General features: G+C 40.0%; 16 protein-coding genes and 1 rRNA gene. 14 read left to right on the top strand and 3 right to left on the bottom strand.

What is annotated here, in order from left to right; translation table 11 throughout:
- Window positions 1-86: 86 nt before the first annotated feature.
- The 11 genes from SCI76_RS13265 (at window position 87) to SCI76_RS13215 (ending at window position 8299) form a co-directional block, all read left to right on the top strand.
- On the top strand, window positions 87-1031 hold the full coding sequence (locus SCI76_RS13265; protein WP_013054952.1) for a DNA-directed RNA polymerase subunit alpha: 945 nt from the start codon (window positions 87-89) through the stop codon (window positions 1029-1031).
- Between the two features lie 44 nt (window positions 1032-1075).
- A complete protein-coding gene (gene rplQ, locus SCI76_RS13260; protein WP_013054953.1) occupies window positions 1076-1438 on the top strand; it encodes a 50S ribosomal protein L17 in 363 nt (120 codons plus the stop codon).
- A 138-nt stretch (window positions 1439-1576) separates the two neighbouring features.
- Window positions 1577-2416, top strand: coding sequence for an energy-coupling factor ABC transporter ATP-binding protein (locus tag SCI76_RS13255; protein WP_013054954.1), 840 nt, complete (start codon window positions 1577-1579; stop codon window positions 2414-2416).
- Window positions 2392-3261 carry an energy-coupling factor ABC transporter ATP-binding protein gene (locus SCI76_RS13250; protein ID WP_407544026.1) on the top strand — a complete coding sequence of 290 codons (870 nt, stop codon included), beginning with the start codon at window positions 2392-2394 and terminating at the stop codon, window positions 3259-3261. The genes SCI76_RS13255 and SCI76_RS13250 overlap by 25 nt, the downstream gene beginning before the upstream one ends.
- Window positions 3258-4055: an energy-coupling factor transporter transmembrane protein EcfT gene (locus SCI76_RS13245; RefSeq protein ID WP_063248115.1), complete on the top strand. Its 798-nt coding sequence runs from the start codon at window positions 3258-3260 to the stop codon at window positions 4053-4055. The genes SCI76_RS13250 and SCI76_RS13245 overlap by 4 nt, the downstream gene beginning before the upstream one ends.
- A gap of 18 nt (window positions 4056-4073) precedes the next feature.
- Window positions 4074-4814, top strand: a complete 741-nt coding sequence (gene truA, locus SCI76_RS13240; RefSeq protein ID WP_013054957.1) for a tRNA pseudouridine(38-40) synthase TruA — start codon at window positions 4074-4076, stop codon at window positions 4812-4814.
- A 156-nt stretch (window positions 4815-4970) separates the two neighbouring features.
- Window positions 4971-5408 carry a 50S ribosomal protein L13 gene (rplM, locus tag SCI76_RS13235; RefSeq protein ID WP_013054958.1) on the top strand — a complete coding sequence of 146 codons (438 nt, stop codon included), beginning with the start codon at window positions 4971-4973 and terminating at the stop codon, window positions 5406-5408.
- Window positions 5409-5430: 22 nt separating this feature from the next.
- Window positions 5431-5823, top strand: coding sequence for a 30S ribosomal protein S9 (gene rpsI / locus SCI76_RS13230; protein ID WP_013054959.1), 393 nt, complete (start codon window positions 5431-5433; stop codon window positions 5821-5823).
- A 111-nt stretch (window positions 5824-5934) separates the two neighbouring features.
- Window positions 5935-6357, top strand: a complete 423-nt coding sequence (locus SCI76_RS13225) for a DUF2521 family protein (RefSeq protein ID WP_049162662.1) — start codon at window positions 5935-5937, stop codon at window positions 6355-6357.
- 70 nt (window positions 6358-6427) lie between these two features.
- Window positions 6428-7135, top strand: a complete 708-nt coding sequence (gene cwlD, locus SCI76_RS13220; protein WP_014462005.1) for an N-acetylmuramoyl-L-alanine amidase CwlD — start codon at window positions 6428-6430, stop codon at window positions 7133-7135.
- A 90-nt stretch (window positions 7136-7225) separates the two neighbouring features.
- Window positions 7226-8299: an Mrp/NBP35 family ATP-binding protein gene (locus SCI76_RS13215; protein WP_014462004.1), complete on the top strand. Its 1074-nt coding sequence runs from the start codon at window positions 7226-7228 to the stop codon at window positions 8297-8299.
- A 38-nt stretch (window positions 8300-8337) separates the two neighbouring features.
- On the opposite strand, the gene SCI76_RS13210 is transcribed toward SCI76_RS13215, so the two are convergent.
- Both SCI76_RS13210 and gerD read right to left on the bottom strand, forming a co-directional pair.
- Window positions 8338-9246, bottom strand: coding sequence for a LysR family transcriptional regulator (locus tag SCI76_RS13210; protein ID WP_014462003.1), 909 nt, complete (start codon window positions 9244-9246; stop codon window positions 8338-8340).
- Window positions 9247-9433: 187 nt separating this feature from the next.
- Complete coding sequence (gene gerD / locus SCI76_RS13205; RefSeq protein WP_033580786.1) at window positions 9434-10063, bottom strand: spore germination lipoprotein GerD; 630 nt, start codon at window positions 10061-10063, stop codon at window positions 9434-9436.
- A gap of 145 nt (window positions 10064-10208) precedes the next feature.
- Between gerD and SCI76_RS13200 the strand changes: the two genes are divergently transcribed.
- Entirely contained in the window at window positions 10209-10829 is a 621-nt protein-coding gene (locus tag SCI76_RS13200) for a KinB-signaling pathway activation protein (protein WP_328175586.1), read from the top strand.
- Window positions 10830-10873: 44 nt separating this feature from the next.
- Here SCI76_RS13200 and pdaB read toward each other — a convergent pair whose 3' ends face one another.
- Window positions 10874-11638 carry a polysaccharide deacetylase family sporulation protein PdaB gene (gene pdaB / locus SCI76_RS13195; RefSeq protein ID WP_168761643.1) on the bottom strand — a complete coding sequence of 255 codons (765 nt, stop codon included), beginning with the start codon at window positions 11636-11638 and terminating at the stop codon, window positions 10874-10876.
- A gap of 111 nt (window positions 11639-11749) precedes the next feature.
- Here pdaB and SCI76_RS13190 point away from each other — a divergent pair, with 111 nt between their 5' ends.
- Both SCI76_RS13190 and SCI76_RS13185 read left to right on the top strand, forming a co-directional pair.
- Window positions 11750-11974: a hypothetical protein gene (locus tag SCI76_RS13190; protein WP_230683562.1), complete on the top strand. Its 225-nt coding sequence runs from the start codon at window positions 11750-11752 to the stop codon at window positions 11972-11974.
- 254 nt (window positions 11975-12228) lie between these two features.
- Window positions 12229-13780 (top strand): 16S ribosomal RNA (locus SCI76_RS13185).
- The last annotated feature ends 58 nt before the right edge of the window (window positions 13781-13838 follow it).

Below are 13838 nucleotides of genomic sequence, written 5' to 3'. Positions count from 1 at the left end.
GGAACTGTCTAATAGGGAATTTCGGTTAGGCATTTGAGAAATCAGCCGTCTAGCCGAGGTTTCGACGTTTTGAAGGAGGGTTTATATTGATAGAGATTGAAAAGCCAAAAATCGAAACGGTAGAAATCAGCGATGATAGAAAGTACGGTAAATTCGTCGTCGAACCACTTGAGCGTGGATATGGTACTACTTTGGGTAACTCCTTACGTCGTATCCTATTATCCTCACTCCCTGGTGCAGCTGTAACATCTATTCAAATTGAAGGTGTATTACATGAATTTTCAACAGTTCCTGGAGTTGTTGAAGATGTAACAAACATCATTTTAAACGTTAAAAAGTTAGCGTTAAAGATTTACTCTGATGAAGAGAAAACACTTGAGATCGATGTTAAAGGTCCTGGTACAGTAACGGCTGCTGACATTCAAGCAGACAGTGATATCGAAGTTCTAAATCCGGATCTTCATATTGCAACACTTGAGTCAGATGCTCATTTCCGTATGAGACTTACTGCTCGCACAGGTCGAGGTTATAATCCTGCCGATGCTAACAAGCGTGAAGACCAACCAATTGGTGTACTTCCAATTGACTCAATCTATACGCCTGTTACTCGCGTATCGTATTATGTAGAAAATACTCGTGTTGGTCAAATGACAAATTACGATAAGTTAACGTTGGATGTTTGGACTGACGGTAGCATCGAGCCAGAAAAAGCTGTTGCTTTAGGTGCAAAGATTCTAACGGAACACTTAAATATCTTCGTTAACTTAACAGATGAAGCTCAAAAAGCAGAGATCATGGTAGAAAAAGAAGAAGACCAGAAAGAAAAAGTTCTAGAGATGACGATCGAGGAACTGGATTTATCTGTTCGTTCTTACAACTGCTTAAAACGAGCAGGCATCAATACTGTACAAGAGCTTGCTAATAAAACAGAAGAAGATATGATGAAAGTTCGTAACTTAGGCCGTAAATCTTTAGAAGAAGTTAAAGCTAAACTTGAAGAATTAGGTTTGGGTCTACGTAAGGACGACTGATTATATCTACCTGTTTAACTACTTAACAAAGGAGGGGACCTCACATGTCTTACCGTAAATTAGGTCGTACAAGCGCACAACGCAAGGCGCTTCTTCGTGATTTAACAACTGATTTAATCATCAGTGAACGCATTGAGACAACTGAAGCTCGTGCAAAAGAATTACGTTCAACTGTTGAAAAAATGATTACTTTAGGTAAACGTGGAGATCTACACGCTCGTCGTCAAGCTGCATCTTACATCCGTAATGAAGTAGCTAACGAGGAAGCTGGTCAAAGCGCTTTACAAAAACTATTCAGCGATATCGCTACTCGCTACGAAGATCGCCAAGGCGGTTACACTCGTATCTTAAAAGTTGGACCTCGCCGTGGTGACGGTGCTCCAATGGTTATCATTGAATTAGTTTAATATTTTTAATACAGATAGAAAAGGGCGAGACAGTGTGTAACTAGTCGTTGCCCTTTTTTTATACCTTAAACCGGGTAAATAGCGTAAAAAACCAATGTAGGCAATGCTGCAATAGAAAAAGCTGAGAGGAAGATAGCGTTGAAAGAAATGTCTTTAGAGGTAAAAGATTTATGCTTTCGATACGATCCTGAAGCAGACCTAACATTAGATCACCTTTCTCTCTCTGCTTATAAAGGTGAATGGTTAGCGATAGCTGGACATAATGGATCTGGGAAATCGACGCTGGCACGAATTCTAAACGGCCTTTTGCTACCTGAAAAAGGAACGGTTCGAGTGGGCGATACTCTTTTATCTGAAGAAACAATATGGGATGTGCGCAAGCAGATTGGAATGGTGTTTCAAAACCCAGATAATCAATTTGTTGGCTCAACCGTTCAAGATGATATTGCGTTTGGGCTTGAAAACAACGGGATTCCATTTGAAATTATGGAAAAACGTATACCTGAAGCAATCGAAATGGTCAATATGAGTGCTTTTCTGGATCAAGAGCCTCATCAGCTATCAGGTGGACAAAAACAGCGTGTGGCCATTGCGGGTATAATTGCCGTACAGCCATCTGTTATCATTCTAGATGAAGCAACATCTATGTTAGATCCTATTGGACGAACTGAAGTACTTGAAACTGTTAGAAAATTAAAAGAAGAAAAACAACTGACGGTTATTTCAATTACCCACGATTTAGATGAAGTAGCAATGGCTGACAGAGTCGTTGTGATGAACAAAGGGAAGATCTATGCAACAGGTACTCCACGCGAAGTATTTGCATTAGGTTCCAAGTTAACGGATATTGGACTAGACTTGCCGTTTTCCGTTAAACTAAGCCATCGTTTTGCTTCCGTAGGAATTCCTTTATCAAAAATTCATTTAACAGATGAGGACTTGGTGGACGAACTATGGACATTATATTCAAAGAAGTAGAGCATCGTTATCAAGTTAATACACCATTTGAACGAATTGCTCTGCATGACTTAAATTTAAGCATTCAATCAGGTACATTTTTGGCTGTTATTGGCCATACTGGTTCTGGGAAATCAACAATCATACAGCATCTGAATGCCTTATTGAAGCCAACTGCTGGTGAAATTCAAATCGGTGAGCGCACTATTAAAGCCAATCGAAAAGAAAAGAATTTAAAAGCTATTCGTCAGCAAGTAGGCGTGGTGTTTCAATTTCCAGAACATCAGCTTTTTGAAGAAACGGTGGAAAAAGATATAGCTTTTGGACCAATGAATTATGGCATTTCGGAAGAAGAAGCAAAGCAAAAAGCACGAGAGCTTATCAAGTTAGTGGGGTTGCCAGAAGACATTCTCACCAGATCTCCTTTTGATTTGAGTGGTGGACAAATGCGTCGTGTAGCGATAGCAGGTATTCTAGCGATGAATCCTAATGTGCTAATTTTAGATGAGCCAACTGCTGGATTGGACCCTAGAGGCCGTCAAGAAATTATGAATATGATTTATCGTCTTCATAAAGAAAAAGGCTTGACGACGATTCTCGTGACTCACAGCATGGAAGATGCAGCTATGTACGCTGATGAGCTAATTGTAATGAATAAAGGAACGATTGCGATGAAAGGGTCACCTAGAGAAGTTTTCGGTCAGGATACGCAGCTAAAAGAATATGGATTGGATGTTCCAGAATCGCTTCGCTTTATGCTGAAGCTGCAAGAGAAATTTCAGCTTGAAGCATCGGATACGGTTATTACCTTTTCTGAAGTGGTAGAGAAAGTGCAGCACCTTATGCAGCAAGGTGAACGAATATGATGAACTCAATCATTATTGGTAAGTATGTCCCGGGTCATTCTGTTGTCCATCGAATGGATCCTCGGGCCAAGCTGCTTCTCGTATTTGCGTATGTATTAATTGTGTTTTTAGCAAATAACCCTATCGGCTATTCTTTTTTAGGTGTGTATACCCTTGTGATAGTGGCCATGAGTAAAGTGCCCGTTTCCTTTATTTTAAGAGGGTTAAAGCCCGTTCTATTTATTATTATCATCACGTTTCTTTTGCACATTTTTATGACGAAGGAAGGTCCTCTTTTGTTTGAATGGGGATGGTTTTCTGTCTATAAAGGCGGCCTTATTCAAGGTGTTTTAATTTCCTTGCGCTTCTTGTTCTTAATTTTAATTACGACGATGCTAACGTTAACGACTACGCCCATTGAAGTAACAGATGGAATGGAAAGCTTGTTGAATCCATTTAAAAAGCTCAAGCTTCCTGTTCATGAATTAGCTTTAATGATGTCCATTTCTCTTCGCTTTATTCCTACATTGATGGAAGAGACAGATAAAATTATTAAAGCGCAGACAGCACGAGGAGTGGACTTTAGCAGCGGTCCTGTTACGGATCGGTTGAAAGCTGTCGTTCCTTTGCTTGTTCCTTTATTTATAGGTTCATTTAAGCGTGCTGAAGAGCTAGCTATTGCCATGGAGGCAAGAGGATATAAAGGCGGAGAAGGGCGTACAAAGTATCGTCAATTAAAATGGGGAAGCATAGATACAATTATGCTTTTACTTCTGCTGGCAGTAGCAGTTGTTTTAGTGCTGATTAGAACGTAAAGATTGTTTGGTGAAAAGATGAAACGTTTAAAATGTATAGTTGCATACGACGGCACACACTTTTCAGGTTATCAAGTTCAGCCCAATAAGCGAACAGTTCAACTGGAGATTGAAGCCGTTTTAGAGAAAATGCATAACAAAAAAGTTCCGATTTACGCCTCTGGACGAACGGACACAAATGTTCATGCACAGGGGCAAGTCATTCATTTTGACACAAACCTAAATATTCCATGTGATAAGTGGAAAAAAGCATTGAATTCAATGCTACCAGATGATATTGTAATGAAGAATGTATGTGAAGTTGATGCACATTTTCACGCCCGGTATGACGTTACTTCAAAAGAGTATCGCTATCATATTTTGCGCGGCGAAGATCGAAATCCTTTCACTCGTTCTTATGCATACCATTACCCTTATCCATTAGACTACTCAAAAATGAAAAAAGCCATCACATATTTACTCGGTACACACGACTTTACAAGCTTTTGTTCAGCGAGGACAGAAGTGGAAGATAAGATTCGTACGATTTACAAGATTGATATGTATGAAGAGAATAGTCAGCTTGTGTTTAGATTCGTTGGAAGTGGCTTTCTGTATAATATGGTTCGTATTCTTGTTGGAACGCTTTTAGAAGTAGGACAAGGCCGTATTGAACCAGATGCTATAAAAGATATTCTAGAAAGCAAATCACGTCCTCGTGCAGGGAAAACTGCGCCTTCGCAAGGACTATATTTATGGCGCGTTTTCTATGACAACTAAACCTGGTGTAACATTTTCTTGACATTAGTAGCTTAAAGATATAATATATCATATGGTATGTATTTTAACCCCACGGTTAGCCCCGGAAATTAATCGTGTTGAAATAGAAGGTTGAAATAATTTTATAATTGATGATGAAAATTAGGAGGGAAACTCATGCGTACAACTTTCATGGCGAAAGCAAACGAAGTAGAGCGTAAATGGTATGTTGTCGATGCTGAAGGTAAAACTTTAGGTCGTTTAGCAAGTGAAGTAGCATCAATCTTACGCGGTAAACATAAACCAACTTTTACACCACATGTTGATACTGGTGATCACGTGATCCTTATCAATGCGTCAAAAATCGAATTAACAGGTAAAAAATTAACTGATAAAATTTATTACCGTCACAGCATGCACCCAGGTGGTTTGAAACAACGTACAGCATTAGAAATGCGTACTAACTACTCTGAGAAAATGCTTGAATTAGGAATCAAAGGCATGCTTCCAAAAGGTAGCCTAGGCCGTCAAATGTTCAAAAAATTACATGTGTATGCTGGTGAAACACATCCACATGAAGCACAAAAACCAGAAGTTTACGAACTTCGCGGATAATTAATAAGAGGAGGTTATTATCTTGGCACAGGTACAATATTACGGAACTGGTCGTCGTAAAAGCTCTGTTGCTCGTGTACGTTTAGTACCAGGTAACGGTCGCGTAACAATCAACGGTCGTGAAATCGAAGAATACATTCCATTTGCTGCACTACGTGAAGTAGTAAAACAACCACTTGCTTTAACTGAAACTGTAGGTAACTATGACGTATTTGTAAACGTTAATGGTGGAGGTTATGCAGGTCAAGCTGGCGCTATTCGTCACGGAATCTCTCGTGCTTTATTAGAAGCAGACCCTGAATACCGTGGAACATTAAAACGTGCTGGTCTATTAACTCGTGACGCTCGTGCGAAAGAACGTAAAAAATACGGTCTTAAAGGCGCTCGTCGTGCACCACAATTCTCAAAACGTTAATTTTATATTACGTTTCAAGCCTTGGTCTTTGGACCAAGGCTTTTTTTATTTGTTGTTTGCGTATGAGACGAAGGCTTGTGCAGACAATATGTAAAAAAGGGAGGCGTTATCGTGAACGAGGTTACATATTTAAAAGAAAAACGTTATGAAAAAGAAATGAAATATGAACGCAAAGTCCTAAGGGAACTATCGTTTGATTTGCTTCAAGAGAGGCTGCGCCGTTATTTTCATCCAATGTTTCAGTGGAATATGCTAGGAGACGAACATGTGGAGGAGTACTGTCTTGACATTGCTATCGAATCATTTTTATTAGGTGCCCGGTTGAGTAAACGTGGTAAAGGCTACGAAGATGTTCAGAAGCACAGTAAGCAAGAAGAGTCTCTTTTAATTGATACATTGTACGGAGCCGTCAGCATGTCTGTAACAGATCTTTATCAAGATGGTCTGTATTATTTGTGTCAAGGATATGTGCAAGACTGGTGGAAAGAAGGTTATCGAACCGCAGAAAAAAGACGCCGTTTACGTTTGCATTAAAAAGTACTCATAATTCCCGTTCTTGTCCCATATAGAAATAAATAGGTGAGGCAAGAAGGGAAGGGATAAAATGTCTAAAGTAAAAATAATGAGCACAATTATAGCGCTTCTTGTTCTTTTTGTCATTGTACAATATCAAATAGATCATAGAACATCATCCGGTTCGCTTTCACTTCCTCTTAGCGGGAAAGTTATTGTACTAGATCCTGGACATGGCGGTGTTGATGGAGGAGCGGTAGGAGAGGATGAGGTGCTTGAAAAAGAAATAACTCTTAAAATTTCGTTAATGCTTCGAGACTATCTGCAAGAGCAAGGGGCACTTGTTATTATGACGAGAGAAAAAGACGAAGACCTAGCGGCCAAAGATACAAGAGGATACAGTCGCAGAAAAGTAGAAGACTTAAAAAATCGCTTAACGATGATTAATAAATCCAACGCTGATTTGTACTTAAGTATTCACTTGAATGCTATTCCATCCTCTGCGTGGAGAGGGGCTCAAACTTTCTATTACGGATCCCTAAAAGAAAACGAGCAAGTGGCCAAACTCATTCAACAAGAGCTAAGAAATAATCTGGACAATACGACCCGTGAAGCAAAAGCTATTCAAACTCTTTACCTTCTTAAGCATTCTAAGCCACCCGGTGCTTTGGTTGAAGTAGGATTCTTGTCAAATCCTACAGAACGTAAAATGCTTCAATCGAAACGCTATCAAAAAAAGTTAGCTGAATCCATTTATGAAGGAGTCAGCCGGTATTTTACTGGAGAAAAGCCTAAATAAAAAGCATAGCACCCTTCTATTCAGAAAAATCTAATATGTATGATATACTTGATAGTATAAATAAATAGATTTTAACATGGTGGTGGGAGTATGCTAACGGAAAAGCAAGTAAAAGAAGTAGTAGGGGAAATTACAGATCCATTTTTAAATAAAAAACTATCAGAAACAGATGCGATTAAAGAAATAACAATCAAAGCTGAAAAACAGCATATAAGCCTGAAGATTGCTGTTGCAAAAACAGGTACGAGTGAACAGTTGAGCCTGCAAGGCACAATTGTAGAAGAATTAAAAAAAGCAGGTGTACAGTCGGTTGGACTGCGATTTGTTGAGTTTACGCCTGAGGAACTTCAGCAGTACCGAGCTGAGCAGCCGAATACTGGCAACTTACTAACTAGTCCGAATGCACCTGAATTTATTGCTATTGCCAGCGGTAAAGGAGGCGTTGGTAAATCAACAGTCTCTGTTAACTTAGCCGTTTCTCTAGCTCGTTTAGGAAAAAAAGTTGGTTTAATTGATGCTGACATTTATGGATTCAGCGTCCCAGACATGATGGGAATCACACAACGTCCTGTAGTAGAAGGTGAAAAGATTATTCCAGTTGATCGTTTCGGAGTAAAAGTTATTTCCATGGGCTTCTTTGTAGAAGATAATTCACCTGTTATCTGGCGAGGACCTATGCTCGGAAAAATGTTGACGAGCTTCTTTACAGAAGTTGAATGGGGAGAATTAGATTATCTTTTACTAGACTTACCCCCAGGAACAGGTGATGTCGCATTAGACGTTCACTCCATGCTTCCTGCTTGTAAAGAAGTGATTATTACAACACCACATCCTACAGCGGCATTTGTTGCAGCTAGAGCGGGTGCTATGGCTTTGAAAACCGATCATGAGGTCATTGGAGTTGTAGAAAATATGGCTTACTTTGAAAGCCAGCTAACAGGGGAAAAAGAGTATGTATTTGGTAAAGGCGGGGGTCCAAAACTGGCTGAGGAACTTCAGACAGAGCTGTTAGGACAGCTTCCGTTAAGTCAGCCTGATTGGAATGAAGAAGATTTTGCACCTTCCATTTACGACGAATCGCATCGTTTAGGTCAAATATATGGAGAGATTGCAAGCAAGATTGCATTTATTTGCGAAAATGAAAAAGCAGCAACAGGAAAATAATAAAAAGCACGCGCTGTTCGAGCGCGTGCTTTTTATTATTATACAGAGAGTTCAATCTGCGTCTTTTTTAAATCAAATGCGAGGTTTTGTTTTAAGAGAGCTAAAAATGTTTTTCCAGCTGTACTTACGGTGTGAGACTGGTGCTTTAAAATGCCGATTGCAGGCCCCTCATGTAAGTCATGAATCGTTTTAACCACCACTTGATCCGGCGGAAGAGTTGCGCTTATTTGTGGAACAACGGCTATTCCTAAGTTTTCTTTTACAAAATGCTGAAGTGTGCTAATAGTGCCTAACTGGACTTTAGCAGGCAGCTGTCCTGTTCGTTCAAAGATTAGCTGCTCAATTTTCTTTTGAACGGAAGATTGCCCAGCTGTAATCAGCGTTTCGTGTATTAAATCTTTTGCAAAGATTGTTTTTCTTTTTGTTAGCGCATGATTGAATGGTAGTAGCAGCACAAGTTTTTCCGTTAGCAATGCCTCAAACTCTATATCTCTGAACGATTCTGATACAGTGCCAATCGCGAAATCAATTTCTTGATTGCGTATATGTTGATGAAGGTGCTTTTCGTCTGCAACGAGTAAGCTAATTTCTGTGTTGGGATATCTTTTTTTAAATAATGAGAGAATGGAAGGCAGTCGACTGCTTGCTGTAGGCTCTGCAGCACCTATACGGATCGTGCCAGCTTCGCCTGTTGAATAATCCTTTAAGGTATTATTTAGATATTCATATTCCTTTAGTAAAATATTTGCCCGTTCGTAAAAGATTTTACCTGCTTCAGTAAGTTTAATGCTTTTTCCTCGTTCTAAAAGCTTAAATCCTAGTTCGGATTCTAACTTTTGAATGTGCAGTGTAATGGTAGGCTGAGAGTACTTTAAATATTCAGCGGCTAATTGAAAGCTTCCTAAACGAACAATGGTTTGAAACGTTTTAATAACGCGAAATTCCATCGAATTCCCTCCTTTTGCTATAAAACGATTGTGTTAATTTCTAATATTTTACCATAAAGCTAAGAATTAAAGTTTACAATTCCAATAAAAATACTAAGTATTAAAAAATATAAAGAAGTCATTTAGGTTTTTTAATAAAAATAAATGACATAATTAAATACGCATCTCATGTGAGATGCGTATTTAATCACTGCTGTTGCTGTTCTCCGCCTGAGTCAGATCCAGCGGAAGAAGAACCGCCATCGTCGCTGCTTTGTTTTTGTCCACCTTGTGTTTCTTCAGCGGCTTTCAAAAGAATGTCTTGAATTTTAGATTGATAAAGAGGGCTATCAAACGTTTCGGTCATAATCTTTTGTAAATAAGTGCGATATTCTTTACTCTTTAAAACAGTCAGTACTTCTTTTTCCATAGCCGGATCCTTTAAAACATCTTGAAGCATTCCTTGATATTCAGGATCTTTCATTAGTTGTTTGATGACCGTCTTATTTTCTTTTTCCAAACTTTTAGCAAAGCTTTCAGCAAACTTCGGATCATCCATGGCTTTTTTCCAAAATTCCACGCCCTTATCTGATACTAAGGTTTGAGAAATTGTATCTTTTATCGCGTTTTGATCCATTAAAATATCTTGTCTAACAGAAGGGTCTTTCATAATTGCCTCGACTGCTTTTTTTCCTTCATCTGTTTTTAAAATATCAACAACCATTTTCTTTGTTTGATCATAATCCATACCATTGTTCTCTTCATCTTGCGGTGCACAGGCTGTAGCTAAAAGCATACACATTCCTATATAAATGAGGAGCATGAGTCGCTTTTTCATAGTAATGAGCTCCTTTCCTAATATGCTTACGCTTAATATGAGATAATCAAGGTTTTTTATTCATAAAAGAGCTCTAGATTTTTCAAAACGTGATTGGTACAATTTATGAAAAGGTACAATTTTGTAACTTATGGGGGAGATGGAAGTGAATAGTCGAAATTGGGTTCGTCTATTTCTAACCACGTTAGCTGTTGGGGGTATAAGTACAGCTGTTGTTGGGTTTGCGGTGCGCTGGGGGGAATACGGTCACTTATTTCAACAAGGAAAGATAGGAGAAATTGTTGCTGTTTTAACATGGCTCGTAGGCGTAGGGTTTATTTTTAGTTTAATTAGCCAAATGGGGTTCTTTGCATATTTAACTATTCACCGATTTGGGTTGGGAATTTTTAAATCTGCATCTCTTTGGAAATCGGTTCAAATTGTATTTGTTTTATTTGTATTATTTGACGTTGCTTATTTTCGATATAAGTTCTTTAAACAAGCGGGAGAAGGCATAGGTAAGTATATTTTGTTAAGCGTTTTCTTGTTAGCGGTGGGGTTGTTAGTGGCGTATGCAAAGAAAAAGCAGACGAATAAAGAGGCTTTTGTACCAGCGCTGTTTTTTATGATTGTTGTAACGACAATTGAATGGTTCCCCGCGCTGCGAACGAATGAAGAAAGCTGGCTTTACCTTATGTTGTTTCCACTTCTAATTTGTAATATGTATCAACTTCTTATTTTGCCGAAATTTCTTACGCACGCAAGAATAGCAAAAGCAGACAAATAGTATATTTGTCTGCTTTTGCTTTCCATATACAGTGGGAATAAATCTTAGCGGATATCTTTTACTTGGGTTTTTGAATTTGAAATTAATGTTGAAATACTTACGTTTGAGACTTTTTTATTTTGTAATGAATTCTTGATATATGGAATAGCCTTTGCTGTTTGTTGAGCGGAGTCAGACGCGTGCAGCAATATAATATCTCCCCCGTTTAAAGGCTTTGTAACATTCGAGACAATTTTTTCAACCCCTGGATTTGTCCAGTCTTTAGAATCAATGCTCCAGTGAACAGTAGTATATCCTATATCTGCTGTTAATTTTAAGATGTCTTTATTAAATTGCCCGTTAGGAGGACGAAGAAGGTGAACATCTTTAAGGCCTAGAGAATCAAAGACTTTCTTTGATTTTGCAAGATCCTGTCTAATCTCATTAGGTTTTAGGCTTGTATAAGAAGTATAGTCATAGCCCATTGTGCCAATTTCGTGACCTTCTTTCTTAATGCGCTCTACAATATCTGGGTGACGTTCAGCCCATGAAGCAGATAAAAAGAAAGTAGCATGTTCAATATGCTGTCTTTTTAGTTCATTCAGAATGGGAATAGCTCTTTCATCTCCCCAGCTGATGTTAAAGGTCAGAGCAACTTCCGGATTTTTATCATCCGCCTTATAAACAGCTCTTGGACCGTTATCCGTTGAAAACACGGGAAAGTGAAACGTCTGCTGAGCATAGAGAAAAAAACTTGTAAAAAACGCAGCAACTACGATAAGCATGGTCTGTTTGATTCTTTTGGCTCGAATAGTATAAAACATATTCATTTTGTCACCTCATTTAATAAGTAGTACTTGTCTAATTTGTATGCGTTTTGTCTACAATTAATAACAGGTAAGGAAAAGAACAACTGATTTTATTTTGATGTGTGAGAATCAATGTCGCAAAAAGCAGGTGAATCAATGAAAATTTGTTTATTTAATCAGGTGGAGTGTTTAGAGTTAGAAGCACTACTTAGAGAAGAAATAAAGAGATCAAACGTTGCTTTTCAACAAAGTTTGAATCATGTAGTTCTTGAACGAAACATTCAAGAAAAGTATCAAATCCTTTCAAAGATCTTGCTAAGATTCGGCGAAAGCAGGGAAGTAAATAAGATTTTTTGATAAAACGAAAAAAACTTTTCAAAAAGTGTTGACTTTTATACAGCACAGATGTTAAATTATTAAATGTCGCTGATGAGTGATTGGAAAACAATCGCAATTCATCAGAAATAAAATATTAAAAAGTTGTTGACAAATGAAAGACAACTTGTTAATATAAGAAAGTCGCTCAAGAGCGGCGGTTGAACTTTGAAAACTGAACAAAGCGACAAACGTCAACGTTAATTTTTATTTTTTAAATGAGCAAGTCAAACATTTCTTCGGAGAGTTTGATCCTGGCTCAGGATGAACGCTGGCGGCGTGCCTAATACATGCAAGTCGAGCGAACTGATTAGAAGCTTGCTTCTATGACGTTAGCGGCGGACGGGTGAGTAACACGTGGGCAACCTGCCTGTAAGACTGGGATAACTTCGGGAAACCGAAGCTAATACCGGATAGGATCTTCTCCTTCATGGGAGATGATTGAAAGATGGTTTCGGCTATCACTTACAGATGGGCCCGCGGTGCATTAGCTAGTTGGTGAGGTAACGGCTCACCAAGGCAACGATGCATAGCCGACCTGAGAGGGTGATCGGCCACACTGGGACTGAGACACGGCCCAGACTCCTACGGGAGGCAGCAGTAGGGAATCTTCCGCAATGGACGAAAGTCTGACGGAGCAACGCCGCGTGAGTGATGAAGGCTTTCGGGTCGTAAAACTCTGTTGTTAGGGAAGAACAAGTACGAGAGTAACTGCTCGTACCTTGACGGTACCTAACCAGAAAGCCACGGCTAACTACGTGCCAGCAGCCGCGGTAATACGTAGGTGGCAAGCGTTATCCGGAATTATTGGGCGTAAAGCGCGCGCAGGCGGTTTCTTAAGTCTGATGTGAAAGCCCACGGCTCAACCGTGGAGGGTCATTGGAAACTGGGGAACTTGAGTGCAGAAGAGAAAAGCGGAATTCCACGTGTAGCGGTGAAATGCGTAGAGATGTGGAGGAACACCAGTGGCGAAGGCGGCTTTTTGGTCTGTAACTGACGCTGAGGCGCGAAAGCGTGGGGAGCAAACAGGATTAGATACCCTGGTAGTCCACGCCGTAAACGATGAGTGCTAAGTGTTAGAGGGTTTCCGCCCTTTAGTGCTGCAGCTAACGCATTAAGCACTCCGCCTGGGGAGTACGGTCGCAAGACTGAAACTCAAAGGAATTGACGGGGGCCCGCACAAGCGGTGGAGCATGTGGTTTAATTCGAAGCAACGCGAAGAACCTTACCAGGTCTTGACATCCTCTGACAACTCTAGAGATAGAGCGTTCCCCTTCGGGGGACAGAGTGACAGGTGGTGCATGGTTGTCGTCAGCTCGTGTCGTGAGATGTTGGGTTAAGTCCCGCAACGAGCGCAACCCTTGATCTTAGTTGCCAGCATTTAGTTGGGCACTCTAAGGTGACTGCCGGTGACAAACCGGAGGAAGGTGGGGATGACGTCAAATCATCATGCCCCTTATGACCTGGGCTACACACGTGCTACAATGGATGGTACAAAGGGCTGCAAGACCGCGAGGTCAAGCCAATCCCATAAAACCATTCTCAGTTCGGATTGTAGGCTGCAACTCGCCTACATGAAGCTGGAATCGCTAGTAATCGCGGATCAGCATGCCGCGGTGAATACGTTCCCGGGCCTTGTACACACCGCCCGTCACACCACGAGAGTTTGTAACACCCGAAGTCGGTGGAGTAACCGTAAGGAGCTAGCCGCCTAAGGTGGGACAGATGATTGGGGTGAAGTCGTAACAAGGTAGCCGTATCGGAAGGTGCGGCTGGATCACCTCCTTTCTAAGGATTTTTACATGACGTACGTTTTGACACTTTGTTCAGTTTTGAGAGTTCAATC

Origin of the sequence: Priestia sp. HNGD-A6 (assembly GCF_045784335.1) — a bacterium.
In the GTDB taxonomy this organism is placed as follows: Bacteria; Bacillota; Bacilli; order Bacillales; family Bacillaceae_H; genus Priestia; species Priestia zanthoxyli.
This window is presented reverse-complemented; position numbering and strand designations above follow the sequence as displayed.